14 protein-coding genes are annotated in these 18,566 nt (G+C 69.2%); 7 read left to right on the top strand and 7 right to left on the bottom strand.

The features are described from left to right. Positions 1-120 precede the first annotated feature (120 nt). Entirely contained in the window at positions 121-2,214 is a 2,094-nt protein-coding gene (locus GSE44_RS00865; RefSeq protein WP_235924473.1) for a YjbH domain-containing protein, read from the top strand. Between the two features lie 162 nt (positions 2,215-2,376). Beyond that, positions 2,377-4,308 (top strand): C1 family peptidase, encoded by a 1,932-nt coding sequence (locus GSE44_RS00860; RefSeq protein WP_201305866.1) that lies wholly within the window; start codon positions 2,377-2,379, stop codon positions 4,306-4,308. Positions 4,309-4,330: 22 nt separating this feature from the next. On the opposite strand, the gene GSE44_RS00855 is transcribed toward GSE44_RS00860, so the two are convergent. From GSE44_RS00855 to GSE44_RS00835, 5 genes are all read right to left on the bottom strand, one after another. Then, positions 4,331-5,314 carry a Bug family tripartite tricarboxylate transporter substrate binding protein gene (locus GSE44_RS00855; protein WP_159346319.1) on the bottom strand — a complete coding sequence of 328 codons (984 nt, stop codon included), beginning with the start codon at positions 5,312-5,314 and terminating at the stop codon, positions 4,331-4,333. 36 nt (positions 5,315-5,350) lie between these two features. Further along, a complete protein-coding gene (locus tag GSE44_RS00850; RefSeq protein WP_159346317.1) occupies positions 5,351-6,184 on the bottom strand; it encodes a sugar phosphate isomerase/epimerase family protein in 834 nt (277 codons plus the stop codon). Next, positions 6,184-7,344, bottom strand: coding sequence for a dihydrodipicolinate synthase family protein (locus GSE44_RS00845; RefSeq protein ID WP_159346315.1), 1,161 nt, complete (start codon positions 7,342-7,344; stop codon positions 6,184-6,186). The genes GSE44_RS00850 and GSE44_RS00845 overlap by 1 nt, the downstream gene beginning before the upstream one ends. 1 nt (position 7,345) lies before the next feature. Beyond that, complete coding sequence (locus GSE44_RS00840) at positions 7,346-8,500, bottom strand: Gfo/Idh/MocA family protein (RefSeq protein WP_159346313.1); 1,155 nt, start codon at positions 8,498-8,500, stop codon at positions 7,346-7,348. Between the two features lie 69 nt (positions 8,501-8,569). Beyond that, positions 8,570-9,211 carry a TetR family transcriptional regulator gene (locus GSE44_RS00835; RefSeq protein WP_159346311.1) on the bottom strand — a complete coding sequence of 214 codons (642 nt, stop codon included), beginning with the start codon at positions 9,209-9,211 and terminating at the stop codon, positions 8,570-8,572. A 284-nt stretch (positions 9,212-9,495) separates the two neighbouring features. Here GSE44_RS00835 and GSE44_RS00830 point away from each other — a divergent pair, with 284 nt between their 5' ends. Together GSE44_RS00830 and GSE44_RS00825 are read left to right on the top strand one after the other, a co-directional pair. Next, the gene (locus GSE44_RS00830) at positions 9,496-10,452 is read left to right on the top strand and encodes an SMP-30/gluconolactonase/LRE family protein (RefSeq protein ID WP_159346309.1); all 957 of its coding nucleotides are present in this window, start codon (positions 9,496-9,498) and stop codon (positions 10,450-10,452) included. A gap of 154 nt (positions 10,453-10,606) precedes the next feature. Next, complete coding sequence (locus GSE44_RS00825) at positions 10,607-11,596, top strand: hypothetical protein (RefSeq protein ID WP_159346307.1); 990 nt, start codon at positions 10,607-10,609, stop codon at positions 11,594-11,596. A 6-nt stretch (positions 11,597-11,602) separates the two neighbouring features. On the opposite strand, the gene glpK is transcribed toward GSE44_RS00825, so the two are convergent. Continuing rightward, positions 11,603-13,093: a glycerol kinase GlpK gene (glpK, locus tag GSE44_RS00820; RefSeq protein WP_159346812.1), complete on the bottom strand. Its 1,491-nt coding sequence runs from the start codon at positions 13,091-13,093 to the stop codon at positions 11,603-11,605. Between the two features lie 39 nt (positions 13,094-13,132). On the opposite strand from glpK, the gene GSE44_RS00815 reads away from it, so the two are divergent. The 3 genes from GSE44_RS00815 to GSE44_RS00805 all read left to right on the top strand — a co-directional run bounded on the left by GSE44_RS00815 (position 13,133) and on the right by GSE44_RS00805 (position 16,161). Next, positions 13,133-13,831: a glutathione S-transferase family protein gene (locus GSE44_RS00815; RefSeq protein WP_159346306.1), complete on the top strand. Its 699-nt coding sequence runs from the start codon at positions 13,133-13,135 to the stop codon at positions 13,829-13,831. 185 nt (positions 13,832-14,016) lie between these two features. Next, positions 14,017-14,997: a Bug family tripartite tricarboxylate transporter substrate binding protein gene (locus tag GSE44_RS00810; RefSeq protein WP_159346304.1), complete on the top strand. Its 981-nt coding sequence runs from the start codon at positions 14,017-14,019 to the stop codon at positions 14,995-14,997. A 123-nt stretch (positions 14,998-15,120) separates the two neighbouring features. Continuing rightward, on the top strand, positions 15,121-16,161 hold the full coding sequence (locus GSE44_RS00805; protein ID WP_235924472.1) for an SAM-dependent methyltransferase: 1,041 nt from the start codon (positions 15,121-15,123) through the stop codon (positions 16,159-16,161). A gap of 72 nt (positions 16,162-16,233) precedes the next feature. Here the strand turns inward: GSE44_RS00805 and GSE44_RS00800 are convergent, their stop codons facing one another. Beyond that, entirely contained in the window at positions 16,234-18,552 is a 2,319-nt protein-coding gene (locus GSE44_RS00800) for an NADP-dependent malic enzyme (protein ID WP_159346302.1), read from the bottom strand. Positions 18,553-18,566: the final 14 nt, after the last annotated feature.

Here is an 18,566-nt window from a genome sequence, read left to right as displayed (position 1 = left end):
ATCCGCCGCATCTGGTTGAGTGTGAGGTCTTGCCTTCGCGCCACGCGCGTGCCCATCTGATCACGAAAACGAGAGCTTACCTGCCGAACCATGATGCGCGCCTTCAGGCTCGCCCTTCTGATGCTGCTTCCCGCCGTCGCGATCCCCATTCCGGCCATGGCCGAGGAGGTGCCGGCGACGGGCAGCGACTTCGGCGGCGCCGGGCTGATCGAGATGCGCAACGCCCGCTTCCGCGAAGATGGGGTGCTGGAGGCCGGCGGCTCCTACCGCCACCAGAGGCGCTTCTGGTTCCTCAACTTCCAGGCCCTGCCCTTCCTGGAGACCACCTTCCGGCTGAGCGAGCGGCTGAATGCCACCACTGGCCAGGGCAGCACCACCGACCGTTCCTTTGACGTGAAGCTGCGGCTTCTGGAGGAAGGGCCGTGGAACCCGGCGCTCGCCATCGGGCTGCAGGACCTGATCGGCACCGGGATCTATGGCGGGGAATATGTGGTGGCCTCCCGCCGCTGGGGGCCGCTGGACGTATCCCTCGGCCTCGGTTTCGGGCGGCTGGGCACGCGCGGTGACTTCGCCAATCCGCTGACCGACCTCTCCGATGGCTTCCGCACCCGCCCGCGAGACGTGGGCCGGGGCGGCACGCTGCGGCTGGACTTCTTCCGGGGAGAGAATGTCGCGGTCTTCGGTGGTGCCGAATACAGCCTGCCGCGGCTCGAGACACCCTGGGGCGAGGTGGAGGGGCTGCGCGCCAAGATCGAATGGTCGGGCGACGCCCTGCGTGACGAGCGCGGCGGCTATCCGGTGCGGCGCGGCCCGCTGCGGGGGGCGGCACGCAGCCCGGTGAACTTCGGGCTGCAATGGTCCGCCGAATTCGTCGACGCCGGCCTGCAATTCGTGCACGGCACGGACCTGCTGGCGCGGCTGTCGCTGCGGATGGACCCTGCGACGCCGCCATCTGCCCCGCCGCTGCGCCCGCTCCCGCCCATGCCCGCGCGGCGTGCCGCCGGGGAGGAGCCCCGGTCGGTGGCGGCCTTCGAGGCGCTGCGCGAAGCGGGGTTCCGGCCCATCGCCTATGAGGAGCGCGGGGTGGAGGCGCGGATTGCCGTCTCGGAAGGGCGTTTCCGCAGCCTGCCGCAGGTGGCGTCCCGCGTGCTGCGTGCGGTGAACGCTATCCTGCCGCCCGAGGTGGAAGTGATTCGCCTGTCCTGGTGGCAGGCCGGGGCCGAGATGGGAGCGATGATGGTGCCGCGCCGCGCCATCGAGGCCGCAGCCGGCGATCGCACGGCGCCGGGGGGCAGCGCAGAGGAGGCCTGGTCCGCCACCACGCTGTTTCCCGCCGAGGGCACCGCTTGGCCCGACGCCTTCGCCGAGCCGGGCCCGCATTGGGATTGGGTGGTGGAACCGCGCCTCAGCCTCCAGCTCGGCGATCCATCCCGCACGCTGCGCTACCAGGGCGCCGTGGCGGCGGGCGCGCGGGTGGAGTTCGGGGCGGGCTTCAGCGCGGCGGGGGCGGTGCAGCAGGCCGTCTTCGGCAATCTCGACCGCGGCCTGCCCTCGGACAGCCAGCTTCCGCGGGTGCGCAGCGACTACGCGCTCTATGCGCGGGACGGGAAGACCTCCATCCCCGGCCTCTATGCCGAGCGCGTGTGGAACCTGGCGCCCGATGTCTTCGCGCGCGCCACGGCGGGGCTGCTGGAGCCGATGTTCGGCGGCATCTCCTCGGAGGTGCTGTGGCGCCCGGTGGATCGCGGCTTCGCCCTGGGGCTAGACCTCAATGTCGTGCAGCAACGCGCGACGGACGGGCTCTTTGGCTTCCGCGACTATGGCGTGGCGACAGGGCATGTCTCGCTCTACGCGGATCTGCCGGTGTGGAACCTCTACGGCATCCTGCGCGCGGGCCGCTACCTGGCGGGCGATTGGGGCGGGACGATCGAGATGGGGCGCCGCTTCGACAGCGGCATCGAGGTGGGCGCCTTCGCCACCTTCACCGACGTGCCCTTCTCCCGCTTTGGCGAGGGGTCCTTCGACAAGGGCATCTATGTGCGCGTGCCGCTCTCCTTGTTCGGCCAGGATTCGCGCGGATACGGCACGGCGGTGATCCGCCCGGTGCAGCGCGATGGCGGGCAGCGCCTGGCGGTGGACAACGCGCTTTGGGAAGTGACGCGGGCCGGGCGGGAAGATGCCGCCCGGCGCGGGATCGGAGGCTATGCGCGCTAGGCCGCGGGAAGCCGGGCCGGAACCCGGCGAGCGACGCGCAGGATTCATGTTGGTTCCGGATTGACCGTGTGGAATGGTCGCGGCTTGGGCGGGACCGCTCGCGCTTGAACCCGCGGCATCGGATGCGCCGCCCCCGCCGACCAGCGCCGGGAGGAAAAGGCCGTGGCAAGAAAGCAGTCCCCCAAGCGCAAGTACGACGCCCTGCCCGACACCGTGGACTTCCGGGATGTCCTTTACCGACCCTCGTTGATCGCGGTGGCGCAGATATCCGACATGGAGGGCTATCGGGCCCACAGCCTCCCGGTGCTGGACCAGGGCAGCGAAGGGGCCTGCACCGGCTATGGCCTCGCGACCGTCGCCAACTACCTTTTGCGCGTGCGCGGCAAGGTGGGGAATGCCGATCCGGTCAGCCCCTGGATGCTCTACACCATGGCGAAGCGCTACGATGAATGGCCCGGGGAGGATTACGACGGATCCAGCGCGCGCGGCGCGATGAAGGGCTGGCACAAGCACGGGCTCTGCGCCCAGCGCCTGTGGAAGGACCACGCCCGCGACAGGACGCTGAACGAAAAGCGTGCCGCCGATGCGATGGAACGTCCACTGGGTGCGTATTTCCGCGTGAACCACAAGGATCTCGTCGCGATGCATGCGGCGATCAGCGAAGTCGGCATCCTTTACGCGACCTGCATCGTCCATGAGGGCTGGCAGGCGGTCGGCCGGGGCGACAGGGAGATCGAGTACCGAGAAGGCGGCATCGGCGGGCACGCCTTCGCCATCGTGGGCTATGACCAGGAGGGCTTCTGGATCCAGAACAGCTGGGGCGAGGACTGGGGCGAGATGGGCCTCGCGCGACTCAGTTACGAGGACTGGCTGGCGAACGGCACCGATGTGTGGGTCGCGGCCCTGGGCGCGCCCGTGCGGCTGGGCCATCAGCGAGGCCCGGCATCGATGATGGCGGGCGCATCACGCAGCTACGAAAGCACGATCTACTCCACGCTGCGCCCGCATATCGTCACTGCGCGGAATGATGGCCAGCTGGACGACAAGGGCACCTATGGCCTGTCGAAGGAGGGGCTGCGCGACATCATCCACGAGCAGTTCCCCGCCCGCACCGCCGCGTGGCGGCGCAAGCGCATCGTTCTCTATGCCCATGGCGGCCTCACCGAGGAGGCCTCGGCGGTCCAGTACGTGGCCAGCAACCGGGACCCCATGCTGAAGGCCGAGGCCTATCCGGTTTCCTTCATCTGGCGCTCCGATGCCTGGAGCACGCTCCGCAACATTCTCCAGGAAGCACTGTCCCGCCGCCGGGACGAGGGGCTGCTCGACGCCGCCAAGGACTTCATGCTCGACCGGCTGGACGACACGCTGGAGCCGCTGGCCCGCGTGCTGGGCGGCAAGGCCATGTGGGACGAGATGAAGGAGAACGCGCGGCTGGCGAGCGCGAATGCGCGCGGCGCCGCGCGGATGACGGCCGATCATCTCATCGCGCTGTCGCAGGCTGGCAAGCTCGACGAGATCCATCTCGTCGGCCACAGCGCTGGCTCAATCCTGCTGGCGCCCCTGGCGCAGCGCTTCGCGGAGCAGGGGCTGGCGATCGACAGCCTGACCCTCTGGGCCCCGGCCTGCACGATGGAACTGTTCGAGCGCGTGTACCGCCCGCTGATCGAGGCGGGCAGCATCAGGAGCTTCGATCTCTACACGCTGGACGATGCCACGGAGCGGGACGACACCTGCGCCGGCATCTATCACAAGTCGCTGCTCTATCTCGTCAGCGCGGCCTTCGAGGAGGTGCCGCGCATTCCCCTCATCCGGGATGGCGTGCCGCTGCTCGGCCTGGCCCGGGACGTGAGCGAGGCGCTGCCGGACTCCTTCTGGCGGGCCAAGGCGCGCAACTGGCACCTCGCCCCGGATCCGGGCGAGAGCGGCGCGCGCCACCATGGCGACTTCGACAATGATCCCGACACCCTGAGGATGACGCTGGAGCGGATCACCGGGCAGAAGCCCGGCACCCCTGGCGCACTTCGCCAGCCTCCTGCCGCCGCTGCAAGGCGCCGCCGGCGGCAGGGGATCGAAACCGCCCTCCGGCGGGCCTGACGGAACGCCCCTGCTCGGGCGCCTAGTTCACGGTGATCCGCGCATCCCGCACCACGGCGCCCCAGGTCTCGATCTCCTGCGCTATCTTGCGCTGCAGTTCCTCGGGCGAGGAGGAGACGGCATCGGCGCCGGCGGCGGTCAGCCGTTCCTGGATCTTCGGATCGGCCAGCGCCTCCTTCAGCACGGCGTTCAGCCGCGCGATCGCCGGTGCGGGCGTGCCATGCGGCGCCATCACCGCCCCCCAGGAGGTGGCCTCGGCCTTTGGCAGACCGATCTCCGCCATGGTCGGCACATTGGGCAGTTGGGAGGTGCGCTTCGGGCCGGTGGTGGCGAGCGCCCGCACCCGCTCGCCCTGGATTTGCCCGATGGCGGAGGGCAACTGGTCCAGCATGAACTGCACGTTGCCCGCCACGGTGTCGTTCAGCGCGGGCGCGCTGCCGCGATAGGGCACATGCGTAACCTCCACGCCCGCGGCGGCGCGGAACAGCTCGGCCACCATATGGGTGGAGGAGCCGGCGCCGGCGGAGCCGAAGCTGGCCTTGCCCGGATTGGCGCGCAGCCAGGCCAGGAATTGCTGCGCCGTGTGGGCCGGCACATTCGGGTTCACGATCAGCACATGGTCGGTCGCGAAGGCCATGGAGATGGGCGCGAGATCTTTCGCCGGATCGAAGCCCATGCTTGGATAGAGATGCTGGTTGATCGTCAGCGTGCCAGTGGTGCCCATCAGGATCACGCTGCCATCGGCCGGGGCGCGCACGACATTCTCCACGCCGATATTGCCACCCGATCCCGCACGGTTCTCCACCACGACCGGCTGTCCCAGGCGCTCGCCCATACGCTCCGCGAGCACACGCGCCACCACGTCGGTGGCACCCCCGGCGGCGAAGGGAACGACGAAGCGGATCGGGCGCGTCGGTGCCCAGCCCTGCGCCGATGCAGGCGTGAATGCGGGCGTGGCGGTGAGCGCGGCGGCGGCGCCGAGAAGGCGGCGTCGGGTGGTGTTCATCTCTTGTCTTTCCTCCGTAATTTTTTGTCTTCGATGCTAGCAGACTGTGGCGTGCCGCTCCTTGATCTCCCGGAGCACGTGATCGGGATCGGCGGCCCACCAGCGGCGGGACAGGATCTCCACCTCGGTGTGGCCGCGATAGCCACCGGCCTCGACCATCGCGCGGATGCCGGGAATGTCGATCACGCCCTCACCGGGCAGGCCGCGGTCAAGGACGGTGTCGGTGGTGGGCACCAGCCAGTCGCAGGCATGGAAGGCGGCGATGCGCGAGCCCGCGCGCCGCACCTGCTCGCGCAGCGCCGGGTCCCACCAGACATGATAGACATCGAGCGCGACGCCGCTGCCCTCGCCCAGCTCGTCGCAGAGATCCAGCGCCTGGCCGAGGGTGGAGAGCACGCTGCGATCCGCGCAGGTCATGGGATGTAACGGTTCCAGCGCGATGGTCACGCCTGCGGCACGCGCGTCATCCATAATGGCGTGCAGCCCATCCCGCACCATGGCGCGGGCGCCGTCGATATCCTTGGAGCCGGGCGGCAGCCCGCCGCAGACCATGACGAGGCAGGCGGCACCGAGCGCATGGGCCTCCTCGATGGCACGGCGGTTGTCATCCAGGGCGACGGTGCGGCCGGCGGCATCGGAGGCCGTGAACATCCCGCCGCGGCAGAGGCCGGAGACGGAAAGCCCCGCATCGCGGATGGCGCGTGCCGCCTGCTTCACCCCCATGGCATGCAGCACGTCCCGCCAGGGGGAGATGCCGGGGATGCCGTGGCGCGCGCAGCCCTCGATGCAGTCCTTCAGTCCCCAGCGCTCCTTTACCGTGACGGTGTTGAGGCTGAGGGGACCCGGCTTTGAATGAGAGGGGGCGCCCATCACGCCACCCCGTGCAGCGCGAGCAGCGACTTCATGCGCATCGCCGCGCGCGCCGGGTCGGACAGCAGGCCCGCTTTATCGGCGAGGCGGAACAACTCCGAAAAGTGCTGGATGGATCGGGTGGATTGCTGGCCGCCGACCATCACGAAATGGTCCTGGTGGCCGTTCAGCCAAGCCATGAAGACCACGCCCGTCTTGTAGAAGCGGGTGGGCGCCTTGAAAATGTGACGGGAGAGCGGGACGGTCGGCGCCAGGATTTCGTGGAAGGTCGAAAGGTCGTTACGCGACAGCGCGGCCAGCGCACCACCCACTGCGGGCGCGATGGGATCGAAGATGCCGAGCAGGGCATCGGAATGGCCCTCCGCATCGCCCGCGATCAGCTCGGCGTAGTTGAAGTCATCGCCGGTATACATGCGCACGCCCTTGGGCAGGCGGCGGCGCATGGAAACTTCCTTCTGGTCGTCCAGCAGCGAAACCTTCACGCCATCGACCTTGTCGGCATGGGCGGCGATGACGTCGAGCGCCACCTTCATCGCCTCCATGTGGTCGTGATGGCCCCAGTAGCCTTCCAGCGCCGGATCGAACATCTCGCCGAGCCAATGGATGATGACGGGTTGCTTCACCTGGGACAGCACGCGGTCATAGACGCGCACATAGTCCTGTGGGGACTTCGCGGCCTTTGCCAGGGCACGGGAGGCCATGAGGATGATGCGGCCGCCCATCGCCTCCACCGCACCGCACTGCTCCTCATAGGCGCGGATGACGTCGTCCACCGTCACGTCGGGGCCTGGCGCCAGATGGTCGGTTCCGGCGCCGGAGGCGATCACCGCATCGGGGAAGTCCTTCGCGGCATCGAGCGAACGCCGGATCAGCTCCTGCGCGCCCGCCCAGTCCAGCCCCATGCCGCGTTGCGCCGTGTCCATCGCCTCCGCCACGCCCAGGCCGAGCGACCAGAGATGGCGGCGGAAGGCGATGGTGCGGTCCCAGTCCACCTTCACGTCCAACCAGGGATCCTGCTCCGCCAGCGCATCCGCCACGACATGCGCGGCGGCATAGGCGATGCGCGGATAGGGCGGCTTCGCCACCGCGAAGTTGCCGGGCGCGCCGGTGGTGTAGGGCTCCAGCGTGCCGCCGGCGGTGGGCAGGGTCAGCGTGGCCATGTCAGGCCTCCAGCTTGGGCAGGTCGATCCAGCGGCGCTCGGCCCAGGACTTCAGCCCGGCTTCCGCCAGCTGCACGCCCTTGGCGCCGGCCAGCAGGTTCCAGGGATAGTCCGGGCGCTCGCCGGCCACGTGCTTCAGGAATTCCTCCCACTGCACGCGGAAGCCATTGGGATAAGGCTGGGTGTCGGGAACCTTCTGCCAGCCCTCGTAGAAATTGATCTTTTGCGGCTCGTCCGGGTTCCAGACGGGCTTGGGCGTGTTCACGCGGGATTGGGTCCAGCAATCCGTCAGGCCGCAGACGGCGGAGCCATGCGTGCCGTCCACATGGAAGGTCACGAGGTCGTCACGACGGACGCGGGTGGTCCAGGAGGAGTTGATCTGCGCGACGATGCCGCCTTCCAATTCGAAGGTGGCATAGGCCGCATCGTCCGTATCGGCGTTGTAGGGCTTGTTCTGCTCGTCGTAGCGCACGGGGATATGGGTGGCGCCGAGGCAGGAGACCGACCTGGTTTCACCGAAGGTGTTGTCCAGCACGTAGCGCCAGTGGCAGAGCATATCGAGGATGATGCCGCCGCCCTCGGCCTTCTTGTAGTTCCAGCTCGGGCGCTGCGTCGGCTGCAGGTCGCCCTCGAAGACCCAGTAGCCGAACTCGCCGCGCACCGAGAGGATGCGGCCGAGGAAGCCGCTGTCGATCACCATCTTCATCTTGCGGATACCGGGCAGGAACAGCTTGTCCTGTACCACGCCGTGCTTGATGCCGGCGGCCTGGGCCACGCGTACCAGCTCCAGCGCATCCTCCAGGTTATCGGCGGTCGGCTTCTCGCAATAGATGTGCTTGCCGGCGGCGATGGCCTTGCGGATCAGTTCGGCGCGCATCTGGGTGGTGGCGGCGTCGAAGAAGATCGTGTCGTCCGGATTGGCCAGGGCGGCATCCAGGTCCGTGCCGACGCGGTCAATGCCATGGGCCTCGGCCAGCGCCTCCAGCTTTTCCCGGTTGCGGCCGACGATGATCGGGTCGGGCATGATCCGATCGCCATTGGACAGTGGCACGCCGCCATCCTGCCGGATGGCCGCGATGGAGCGGATCAGGTGCTGGTTCATCCCCATGCGGCCGGTCACGCCATGCATGATCAGGCCGATACGCCGCTGCGCCATTCGCGCGTTCCTCCGGGAAGATGTTTAAGGTAACTGTGCGGTTACCTAAGCCCCCCGGGAGAGGGTTCGTCAAGGGCGAAGCCAGCCGAGCACCACCTCCACCGAATGGGCCTCCCGCGCCTCGATCGCGGCCTCGGCCTCCAGCCCGGTCCCGAAGATCGCGGACAGGGTGTGCATGTTCGATATGTAGAAATGGCCCAGTGCCACGATGGTGATATAGGCCTGCACCGGGTCCGCCTCCTGGCGGAACACCCCCTCGGCCGCGCCGCGGCGCAGCACGGTGCGCAGCGTATCCAGCAAGGGGGAATACAGGGCGGGCACCTGCTCGCTGCGCGCCAGATAGGCAGCGCGGTGCAGGTTCTCCTGGTTCAGCAGGGCAACGAATTCGGGATGCCGGGCGGTGTAGCGAAGGTTGAAGCGCACCAGTCGCGCCATCGCCTCCGCCGGCGGCAGGTCTCCGACTTCGAGGGCACGCTCCTCGTTCCGCTTATGGGCATAGGCGGCTTCCAGCACCGCCACCCACAGGTCCTCCTTGTTGCCGAAATAGGCGTAGAGCATCCGCTTGTTGGCGCCGGCCCTCGCCGCGATCTCGTCCACCCGCGCGCCGGCCAGGCCATGGGTGGCGAATTCGGCCAGGGCGGCATCGAGGATGCGCTGGCGGGTGGCCTCGGCGCGGGGGCTGCGCGGAATGGTTCGTGAAGGGGCGTCCATGCGCCCCATCCTGTCCGCGATGGGCGGCGGAGGCGAGAGGGCCTGACGGCGGAGCCGCCGCATCCCGGGGATGGGCGGCCCCGCCACGCACCGGCTGGTTCGCTACTAAGGCCGAGCGCTGCTAGCCCAGCACCCCGAAAAGCCAAAGCAGAAGGATGATGGGGATGGGAATGCCGATGAGCCAGAGCAGTATGCCGCGCATCGCGGGTGTCTCCATGTTGTTCTGCGCTTCTGCAACGTGAGGGGCTTGCGGGAGGTTGCGGCGCCGGCGCAGCCTCCGTTCCATGGAAACGCCGATCAGCAACGAGACCCCCTGGGTCCCTTCCGCCCGCTATCCCGATCCCCGGCTGCGGGATCTCGATCCATCCTTCGCGCGCTATCACCTGATGAATGCGACGGTGCACAAGCTGGCGGGCGGCACCCGCTGGGGCGAGGGCCCGGTCTGGTTCGGCGATCACCGCTGCCTCATCTGGTCCGACGTGCCGGCCAACCGCATGCTGCGCTGGGACGCGCAGACGGGCGCCACCACCATCTTCCGCGCCCCCTCCAACTACTCCAACGGCAATGCGCGGGACCGCGAGGGCCGGCTGATCACCTGCGAGCATCTGGGCCGCCGCGTCACTCGCACCGAGCATGACGGAAGCATCACCGTCATCGCCGACCGGCTGGACGGGAAGCGCCTGAACTCCCCGAACGACGTGGTGGTGAAGTCCGATGGCACGATCTGGTTCACCGATCCGCCCTTCGGCATCCTGGGCGACCATGAGGGCGGGCGCGCCGAAAGCGAGTTGCCACAAGCTGTCTATTGCGCCGATCCAGCACGCGGAACGCTGGAGGTGGTGGCGGACGGCATCGAAGGTCCCAATGGCCTTGCCTTCAGCCCGAACGAATCGCTGCTCTATGTCGTCGAGAGCCGCTACAGCCCTCGCAAGATCCTCTCCTATTCGGTCGGCGAGGGCGGGCGCCTCTCCAACCGGCGCGACTTCATCGTGGCCGAGCCCGGCGGTACGCCGGACGGCTTCCGGGTGGATGAGGACGGCAATCTCTGGTGCGGCTGGGGCATGGGCACGGCCGAACAGGACGGCGTGCGGGTGTTCAACAAGGATGGCGCGCCAATCGGGCATATCGACCTGCCGGAACGCTGCGCGAATGTCTGCTTCGGCGGGCCGCACCGGAACCAGCTTTTCATCACCGGCGGGCGGTCGCTGTATTCGGTCTTCGTGAACACGCGCGGGCTCTGAGGGGCGGAGGCCGCGGCCGGATCGTTGTGCTGGTCGGCACGGAGGGTTGCCAGGAAAGCCGCGGAACCAGCATGGTCCGGCCCGCCTGCGGGATGGCATTCGTTCGCGGGATCATGCCGGCAGCCGGGACCCGCCGGCGAGTGAGGGGGTCCAGATGGATTTCAGTGTCGGTAAGTCCCTGTCGCTCATGGCGCGAACGGCGCCCTATCTCGGGCTGCGCGCCGCCGTCTATTTCGGGATGGCAGCGACCTATATCCTCGCCACGGGCGGCGGTGCCGGGATCGGCTTCGGCATCGGCGGCTTGTTGGGCCCCGATGGCCGGCTCGGCGGGGCCTTCTGGGGCGGCGCGGCCGGCTGCGGGTTGACCGCGGGAGTCATCTATCTCCTGCGGGAATACATCCTCTACGTCGTGAAGGCCGGCCATGTCGCCGTGCTGGTCGAGATGCTGGATGGCCGGCCCCTGCCCGATAGCCAGGGGCAGCTTGCCCAAGGCGCCAGCGTGGTGAAGGCGCGCTTCGCCGAGGCGAGCGTGCTCTTCGCGATCGATCAGTTGGTGAAGGGCGTGATCCGCGCCATCACCGGCCTCATAAACGGCGTCGCCACCATCCTGCCCCTGCCGGGCATCGGCGCACTTGTCGGCATGTTCGGCGCCTTCCTCCGCATGTCGGTCGGCTTCGTGGACGAGGTGATCCTCGCCCATGCCGTCCGCACACGCGCGCAGAACCCCTGGGAATCGGCGCGCGAGGCGCTGGTGCTCTATGGGCAGAACTCCAGGGCCATGCTGAAGAACGCCGCCCTCCTGGCGCTCGTCGTCCATGGCCTAGCCTTCCTCATCTTCCTGCTGGTGCTCGCCCCGGCGGCGGCCCTCGCCTATGCCATGCCGGGCAGCTGGAGCGCAGCGGGAGTGGTCTTCGCGCTGATCCTCGCCTGGTCTGTCAAGGCAGCCGTCCTCGAGCCCTTCGCCATCGCCTGCATGATGCAGGCCTTTTTCACTGTGACGGCGGGGCAGTCCCCCGACCCGGCCTGGGATGCGAAGCTCGGCCGGATGTCGGGCAAGTTCGGCGCGCTGAAGGAAAAGGCGAAGGGCTTCCCCGGCACGCGCAGGGCCGGCCCCTGGGGCGCGCCGAGCACGAGCAGCCCGTAGCGCCGGTTAGCGGCTGAGCGTCCGCCCCACCGCCTCCTGCCAGGCGCCATGCCGGCGCGTGGCCTCCTCCGCCGGCATGTCCGGCTCGAAGCGCACGCGGCGGCGCCAATGGGTGGCGTTGTCGCCGGGCGGCGGGCAGAGCCCGGCCTGCACGCCGGCCAGATAGGCGGCGCCCAGCGCGGTGGTCTCCGCCACGGCCGGTACGTCCACCGGGCATTGCAGCGCATCCGCCAGGAACCGCATCGTCCAGTCGCTCGCGGTCATGCCGCCATCCACGCGCAGCACCGTGCTGCCCATTTCCGGCCAGTCGGCGCGCATCGCATCCAGCAGGTCCCGCGTCTGCCAGGCAACGCTTTCCAGCGCGGCACGCGCGATCTCGGGGGCGCCGGCGCCGCGTGTCAGGCCCAGGATGGCGCCGCGCGCCCGGGCATCCCAATGCGGTGCGCCCAGCCCGGTGAAGGCGGGCACCATCACCACGCCCGAATCGGGATCGGCACGGGCGGCCAGCTCCCCCGCCTCGGCGGCATGGCGGATGATGCCCAGCCCGTCGCGCAGCCATTGCACCGCGGCGCCGGCAACGAAGATTGCGCCTTCCAGCGCGTAGGTCCGGGCGCCGCCGATCTGCCAGGCGACCGTGGTCAGCAACCGGTGGGTGGAGCGAACGGGGGTCGCGCCGGTGTTCAGCAGCATGAAACAGCCGGTGCCATAGGTGGATTTCGCCATGCCCGGCGCGAAGCAGGCCTGGCCGAGCGTCGCCGCCTGCTGGTCGCCCGCCATGCCGCGGATTGGGATGGCGGCACCGAGCAGAGCGGGATCGGTGGTGCCGAACTCGCTGGCGCAGTCGCGCAGCTCGGGCAGCAGCGCGCGGGGAATGTCGAGGGCGCGCAGGATGTCGTCATCCCACTCCCCGCGCCGGATGTCATAGAGGGCGGTGCGCGCGGCATTGGTGGCATCCGTCGCATGCACGCGGCCGCCGGTCAGGCGCCACAGCAGGAAGCTGTCGACCGTGCCGAAGGCCAGTTCCCCCCGTGCCGCACGGTCCCGCAATCCGGGGATCTCCGCCAGCATCCACATCAGCTTGGTCGCGGAGAAATAGGGATCGGCGAGCAGGCCGGTGCGCTCCGTCAGCAGCTCCTCCAGCCCCTCGGCGCGCAGGCGCTCGCAGATGGCGGCGCTGCGGCGGTCCTGCCAGACGATGGCATTGTGCACCGCGCGCCCGGTTGCGCGGTCCCAGACCAGGGTGGTCTCGCGCTGGTTGGTGATGCCGATGCCGGCCAGGCCCGCCGCCGAAACGCCGCCGCGCTCCATCGCGCCGCGCAGGCAGGCGATGGAATGGGCGATCAGGTCCTCCGCCGCATGCTCCACCCAGCCGGGCATCGGGAAGTGCTGCGGCAGTTCCAGCTGATGCGTCGCGCGCGGATGCAGGGCGGCATCGAACAGGATTGCCCGCGTGGAGGTCGTGCCCTGATCGAGCGCCAGCAACGCATCCGAACCCATCCGCTTCCCCCCAGGTGATTCCTGGCGCAGCATAGCGGCATGGACGTGATCCTTCATGACCTCTGCGGTGCCGATCCGGCCAGGCGCTTCTCCCCCTATTGCTGGCGGGTGCGAATGGCGCTGGCCCATAAGGGTATCGCGCACGAGACACTTCCCTGGCGCTTCACCGAAAAATCGGCCATCGCCGATGCCGGTACGGACAAGGTGCCCGTGCTGCGCCATGCGGACCGCACCATCCATGAGAGCTGGCGCATCCTCGAATATCTCGAGGACAACTGGCCGGGCGCGCCGACACTCTTCGGCGGCGAGGGCGGACGGGCGCTCGCCCGCTTCGTCAACACCTGGTCGGACGCCGTGATGGTGCCCGGCATCGTCCGGCTCATCATCTCCGACATCCCCGCGCATCTCGCCCCGGAGGATGCCGAATACTTCACCCGCTCTCGGGAAAAGCGCTTCGGCAAGCCGCTCGCCGAGATTACCGCCGACCGCGAGCAGGCGGTGGAAGCCTTCCGCCGCGACCTGCATCCACTGCGTATGGTGCTGCGGGAGCGCCCCTGGCTGTCCGGCCCCACGGCGGGGGCGGCGGATTACATCGCCTTCGGGCCGCTGCAATGGGCGCGCTGCACCTCGGCCTTCCCACTGCTGGCGCCGGATGATCCAGTCCATGCCTGGCGCGGGCGGCTGCTGGACGCCTTCGGCGGCCTCGCCCGCGCGATGCCGGCGGAAGAGATCGGCTGACCCAGGGCGCGGCACTCGCGCACTCGCGGGCGCCCCCCTGATGATCCAGCAGGCAAACCGCTGCTTATCCCGGCATCCGGCCGTGCCGGCATGCGCCCGGGGCATGCTTCCGCGCCGGGCCTCCGATTGGCCCCGCCCCGCCCCTGCCCCATGATGAGGCCCCGCACCCGATGGGACATTTCTCGATGCTGACGCGACGCGGCCTCGCGCGCGGGGCCCTGGGCCTCGGCGCCGCCTCCCTCTCCCCTTCCCTGGCCGGTGCGCAGGCCACCTGGCCGGACCGCCCCCTGCGCCTGGTCATCGGCTATCCGCCGGGCGGCGCCTCCGACGTCTTCGGGCGGATGATCGCCGGGATGATGGGGCCGCGCCTCGGCCAGAACGTGGTGGTGGAGAACCGCCCCGGCGGCGGTGCCGTGGTGGCGAGCGAGAACGTGGTCCGCAGCCCCGCCGACGGCTACTCGCTGCTGCATGTCGACAACGGCATCCTCGTCTACAACCCGGCCCTCTATGCGCGGCTGCCTTACGACCCGGACAAGGACCTGGCCGGGGTGGGCTTCATCGGGCGCTTCCCGCTGTTCCTGGTGGTGCGGCCCGACAGCCCGGTTCAGGACCTGGCCGGCTATGTCGCGGCCTCCAAGGCCAGGGCGCCGACCTATGGCTCGCCCGCCGTCGCCTCCCCCCATCACCTGGCCATGGAGATGCTCAAGCGCCGCGCCGGCTTCGATGCCACCCATGTGCCCTATCGCGGCGGCCCGGCGGCCATGCAGGACCTGCTCTCCGGCACGGTGGACAGCGTGGTGATCGACTGCGCCTCGGGTACCGCCTTCATCAATGATGGCAAGGTGCGTGCCCTGGCCGTGCTCAGCGAGGCTCGCTCCCCCACCAGCCCGCAGGTGCCGACGACCCGGGAACTGAGGGTCGCCAATGCGGTAGCCTATGGCTGGCAGGGGATCAGCGTGCCCGCCGCCACCCCGGCCCCGATCGTCGCACGCCTTTCGGCCGAACTGACCCGCGCCATCGCCTCGGACGAGATCCAGGCCCGCTTCAGGACCCTCGGGATCGAGCGCGCGGATTATACCCCCGCCGAATTCGCGGCCTTCGTGCAGAAGGAGAACGCCGAATGGCGCCCACTGATCCGGGATCTGGGCATCCGGCTGGACAGTTGAGCGGGGCGTGATGCCCCCGGGATGGTCAGGGGCGGGGCGGACCGGTAGGTATCGGGCCCATCACCCGCTCGGCCACCCCGCATAGCCAGCTGCCTGGCCGCCAGATTGGGATACCAGACGCCCTTGCTCCGCCGCCTCCGCTCCATCGCCCGTGGCATCCGTCGCCTGGAACCGGGCCATTTTCTCGGCAAGCTCCAGTCCCTGGAGGTGACCTCCGGCACCGTTGCCCGCAATGCGGAGCTGGCAGCCTGGAACAGCAAGGTGCTGGGCTCGGCCATGGCCAGCCAGTTCTATGAGGCCGGCCTGGCCGGCGGGCTCGCCCCGCTGCCGCCGGATCCGGTGGAAATAGGCTTCGGCGGCCGGCTTTGCCGCCAGGAGGACATCGAGAGCCACTGGCTCCGCCACTGGTGCGGCCAGATCGGCTTCGTGCCCATGTACCACCGCAAGGTCTGGGAGGACTGCTACACCCTCCAGGCCCTGTACGAGCGCGGCATGCTGGCGCCCGGCAAGCGTGGCCTGGGCTTCGCGGTCGGCGCCGAATGGCTGCCGAGCTTCCTAGCCAAGCGCGGCGCGAAGGTGCTGGCCACCGATCTCGACCCGAACGACCTGCGCGCCCAGGCCTGGATCGCGGTGGACCAGCATGGCGGCCGGCTGGACACGATCTACAAGCCCAGCCTGATCGAGATCGACACCTTCAACGATCGCGTCTCGCTCCGCGCCGTGGACATGAACGCCATCCCGGCCGACCTGCACGGAGAATTCGACTTCCTCTGGTCGATCTGCTCGCTGGAGCATTGCGGATCGATCCACCAGGGGCTCGACTTCGTGGTGGAGGCCATGAAGTGCCTGCGCCCCGGCGGCGTCGCGGTGCACACCACCGAGTTCAACATGAACCCGGATGGCCCGACCATCGAATCCGGCGCCACCGTGCTGTTCCAGCGCCGCCACATCGAGGAGCTGGAGGCGCGGCTGTCCCTGGCCGGGCACCGCATGTTGCCGATGGATTTCGGCACCGGCAACGGCATCCTGGACCAGTTCGTGGACCTGCCGCCCTATCCCAATGCCAACTGGCCGCTACCGATTCCTGAGCCGCCACATCTCCGGCTCTCGATCCAGGGCATGGTCGCCACCTCGATCGGCCTCACTGTCGAAAGGGGCGAATAGCCTACAGGTCGCGGGGTCCGGGGGCCGCGCCCGGCCCCCGGTGGGATCCAGGGGCAAAGCCCCCGGCGAGGTTCACCGCGCGAGAGAGTCGTGCGCCGCCAGGCAAGCCATATCCAGGATCCCATTCACGCCTGAGGCGATGGACAGGATCTGCGCCGGCTTGGACAGCCCCATGAGCAGCGGCCCGATGACGGGGGCGTTGGTCAGGCGCGGGATGGCCTTGCTGAGGATGTGCGCGGCGTGCAGCCCCGGCATCACCAGCACATTCGCCGTCCCCGTCAGGCGGCAGAACGGGTAGAGCGCCTGCAGCTGCCGGTCGAGCGCCACGTCCGCGGCCATCTCGCCCTCATATTCGAAGCCGACATCGCCCCGCTCATCGAGCAGCGCGACCGCCTTGCGCACCGTCTCCGGGATCACGCTGCCGCGCGGGTCTCCGAAGGTGGAGAAGGAGAGGAAGGCCACCCGCGGCTCCAGCCCCAGGCGGCGGGCCTGTGCCGCGGATTGCACCGCGATCTCCGCCAGAGTCTCGGGATCCGGGCGCTCATGGATGGTCGTGTCGGCCAGCAGCACCGTACCGACGCGGCGCGTCAGCAGCAGCGTCAGGCCGAAGAGTACACCCGGGCCGCCATCCGAGGCCGGGGCCGGGTCGATCGCCAGGGTGATCTGCTTCAGCGCGGCGGAGTAGGAGCGCGTGGTGCCGGTGACCATCGCATCGGCATCGCCCATCGCCACCATGCAGGCGGCGAAGACGTTGCGGTCCAGGTTCACCGCGCGCTGCGAGTCACGGAAGAGGAAGCCCTTCCGTTGCATCCGCTGGTACAAATATTCGGCGTAGCGCCGGTTGCTGTCGGAGAGCGCGGCGTTGTGGATCTCGATGCCGTCCGGCAGCGGCACGCCGAGCGCCGCGACGGTCGCATGGATGCGCTCCTCGCGCCCCACCAGCACGGGCGTGCCGTAGCCGGCGTTGCGGAAGGCGATCGCGGCGCGGATCGTCTTCTCCTCCTCGCCCTCGGCGAAGACCACGCGGCGTGGGTTCTGCCGCACACGCTCGGTGATTGCCTCCAGCGCGCCGCCGGCAGCGTCCAGCTTCTGCGCCAGGTCACGCGCGTAGCGCTGCATGTCGATGATGGGCTTGCGGGCAACGCCGCTATCCATCGCCGCCTTCGCCACGGCCGGCGAGACGCGCGAGATCAGGCGCGGGTCGAAAGCGTGCGGGATGATGTAGTCCGGGCCGAAGCGCAGCCCGGCGCCACCACCGGCGCCCGCCACCTCCTCCGGAACGTCCTCGCGCGCCAGCATGGCCAGGGCCTCGGCGGCGGCGATCTTCATCGGCTCGTTGATCGTGCTCGCGCGCACGTCCAGCGCCCCGCGGAAGATGAAGGGGAAGCCGAGGACGTTGTTCACCTGGTTCGGATAATCCGAGCGCCCGGTGGCCACGATGCAGTCGGGGCGGACGGCCTTCGCCTCATCGGGCGTGATTTCCGGATCGGGATTGGCCATCGCGAAGATGATCGGCTTCTCGGCCATGGCGCGCACCATCTCCGGCGTCACCGCGCCCTTCTTCGACAGGCCGAAGAAGGCATCGGCGCCGGAAAGCGCCTCGGTCAGCGTCCGCGCCTCGGTGTCGGTGGCATGGGCCGACTTCCACTGGTTCATGCCCTCGACGCGGCCGCGGTAAAGCACGCCCTTGGTGTCGCACATGACGATGTTCTGCGGGCGCATGCCCATGGCGCGCAGCAGCTCGGCGCAGGCGATGGCGGCGGAGCCGGCGCCGTTGATCACCAGCTTCGTGCTCTTCAGGTCGCGCCCCGTCAGGTGGCAGGCATTGATCAGGCCCGCGGCGGCGACGATGGCGGTGCCGTGCTGGTCGTCATGGAAGACCGGGATGTCCATGATCTCGCGCAGGCGCTGCTCGATCACGAAGCATTCGGGGGCCTTGATGTCCTCGAGGTTGATGCCGCCGAAGGACGGGGCGAGGAAGCGGACGCAGTTGACGAACTCGTCCACGTCCGAGGTGTCCACGCAGAGGTCGATGGAATCCACCTCGGCGAAGCGCTTGAACAGCGCCGCCTTGCCTTCCATCACCGGCTTGCTCGCCACCGCGCCCAGGTCGCCCAGGCCCAGCACAGCGGTGCCGTTGGAGATGACGGCGACCATGTTGCCCTTGGCCGTGTAGTCATAGGCAAGCGACTTGTCCCGGTGGATCTCCAGGCAAGGCTCGGCGACGCCAGGGGAATAGGCGAGCGACAGGTCGCGCGCCGTGGCCAGCGGCTTGGTGAGGCGGATCTCCAGCTTGCCGGGCTTGCCCTCGGCATGCATGGCGAGCGCCTCTTCGCGGGTGATGCGTGCGGTGCGGGAATCCCCGTTTCCGCTGCGGCGCGCGTCGTCCATCCTCATTCCTCCGG

This window comes from Muricoccus harenae (assembly GCF_009848505.1).
Lineage (GTDB): Bacteria > Pseudomonadota > Alphaproteobacteria > Acetobacterales > Acetobacteraceae > Roseomonas > Roseomonas harenae.
The sequence above is the reverse complement of the archived record's forward strand: the minus strand, read 5'-3'. Positions and strand labels throughout refer to the sequence as shown.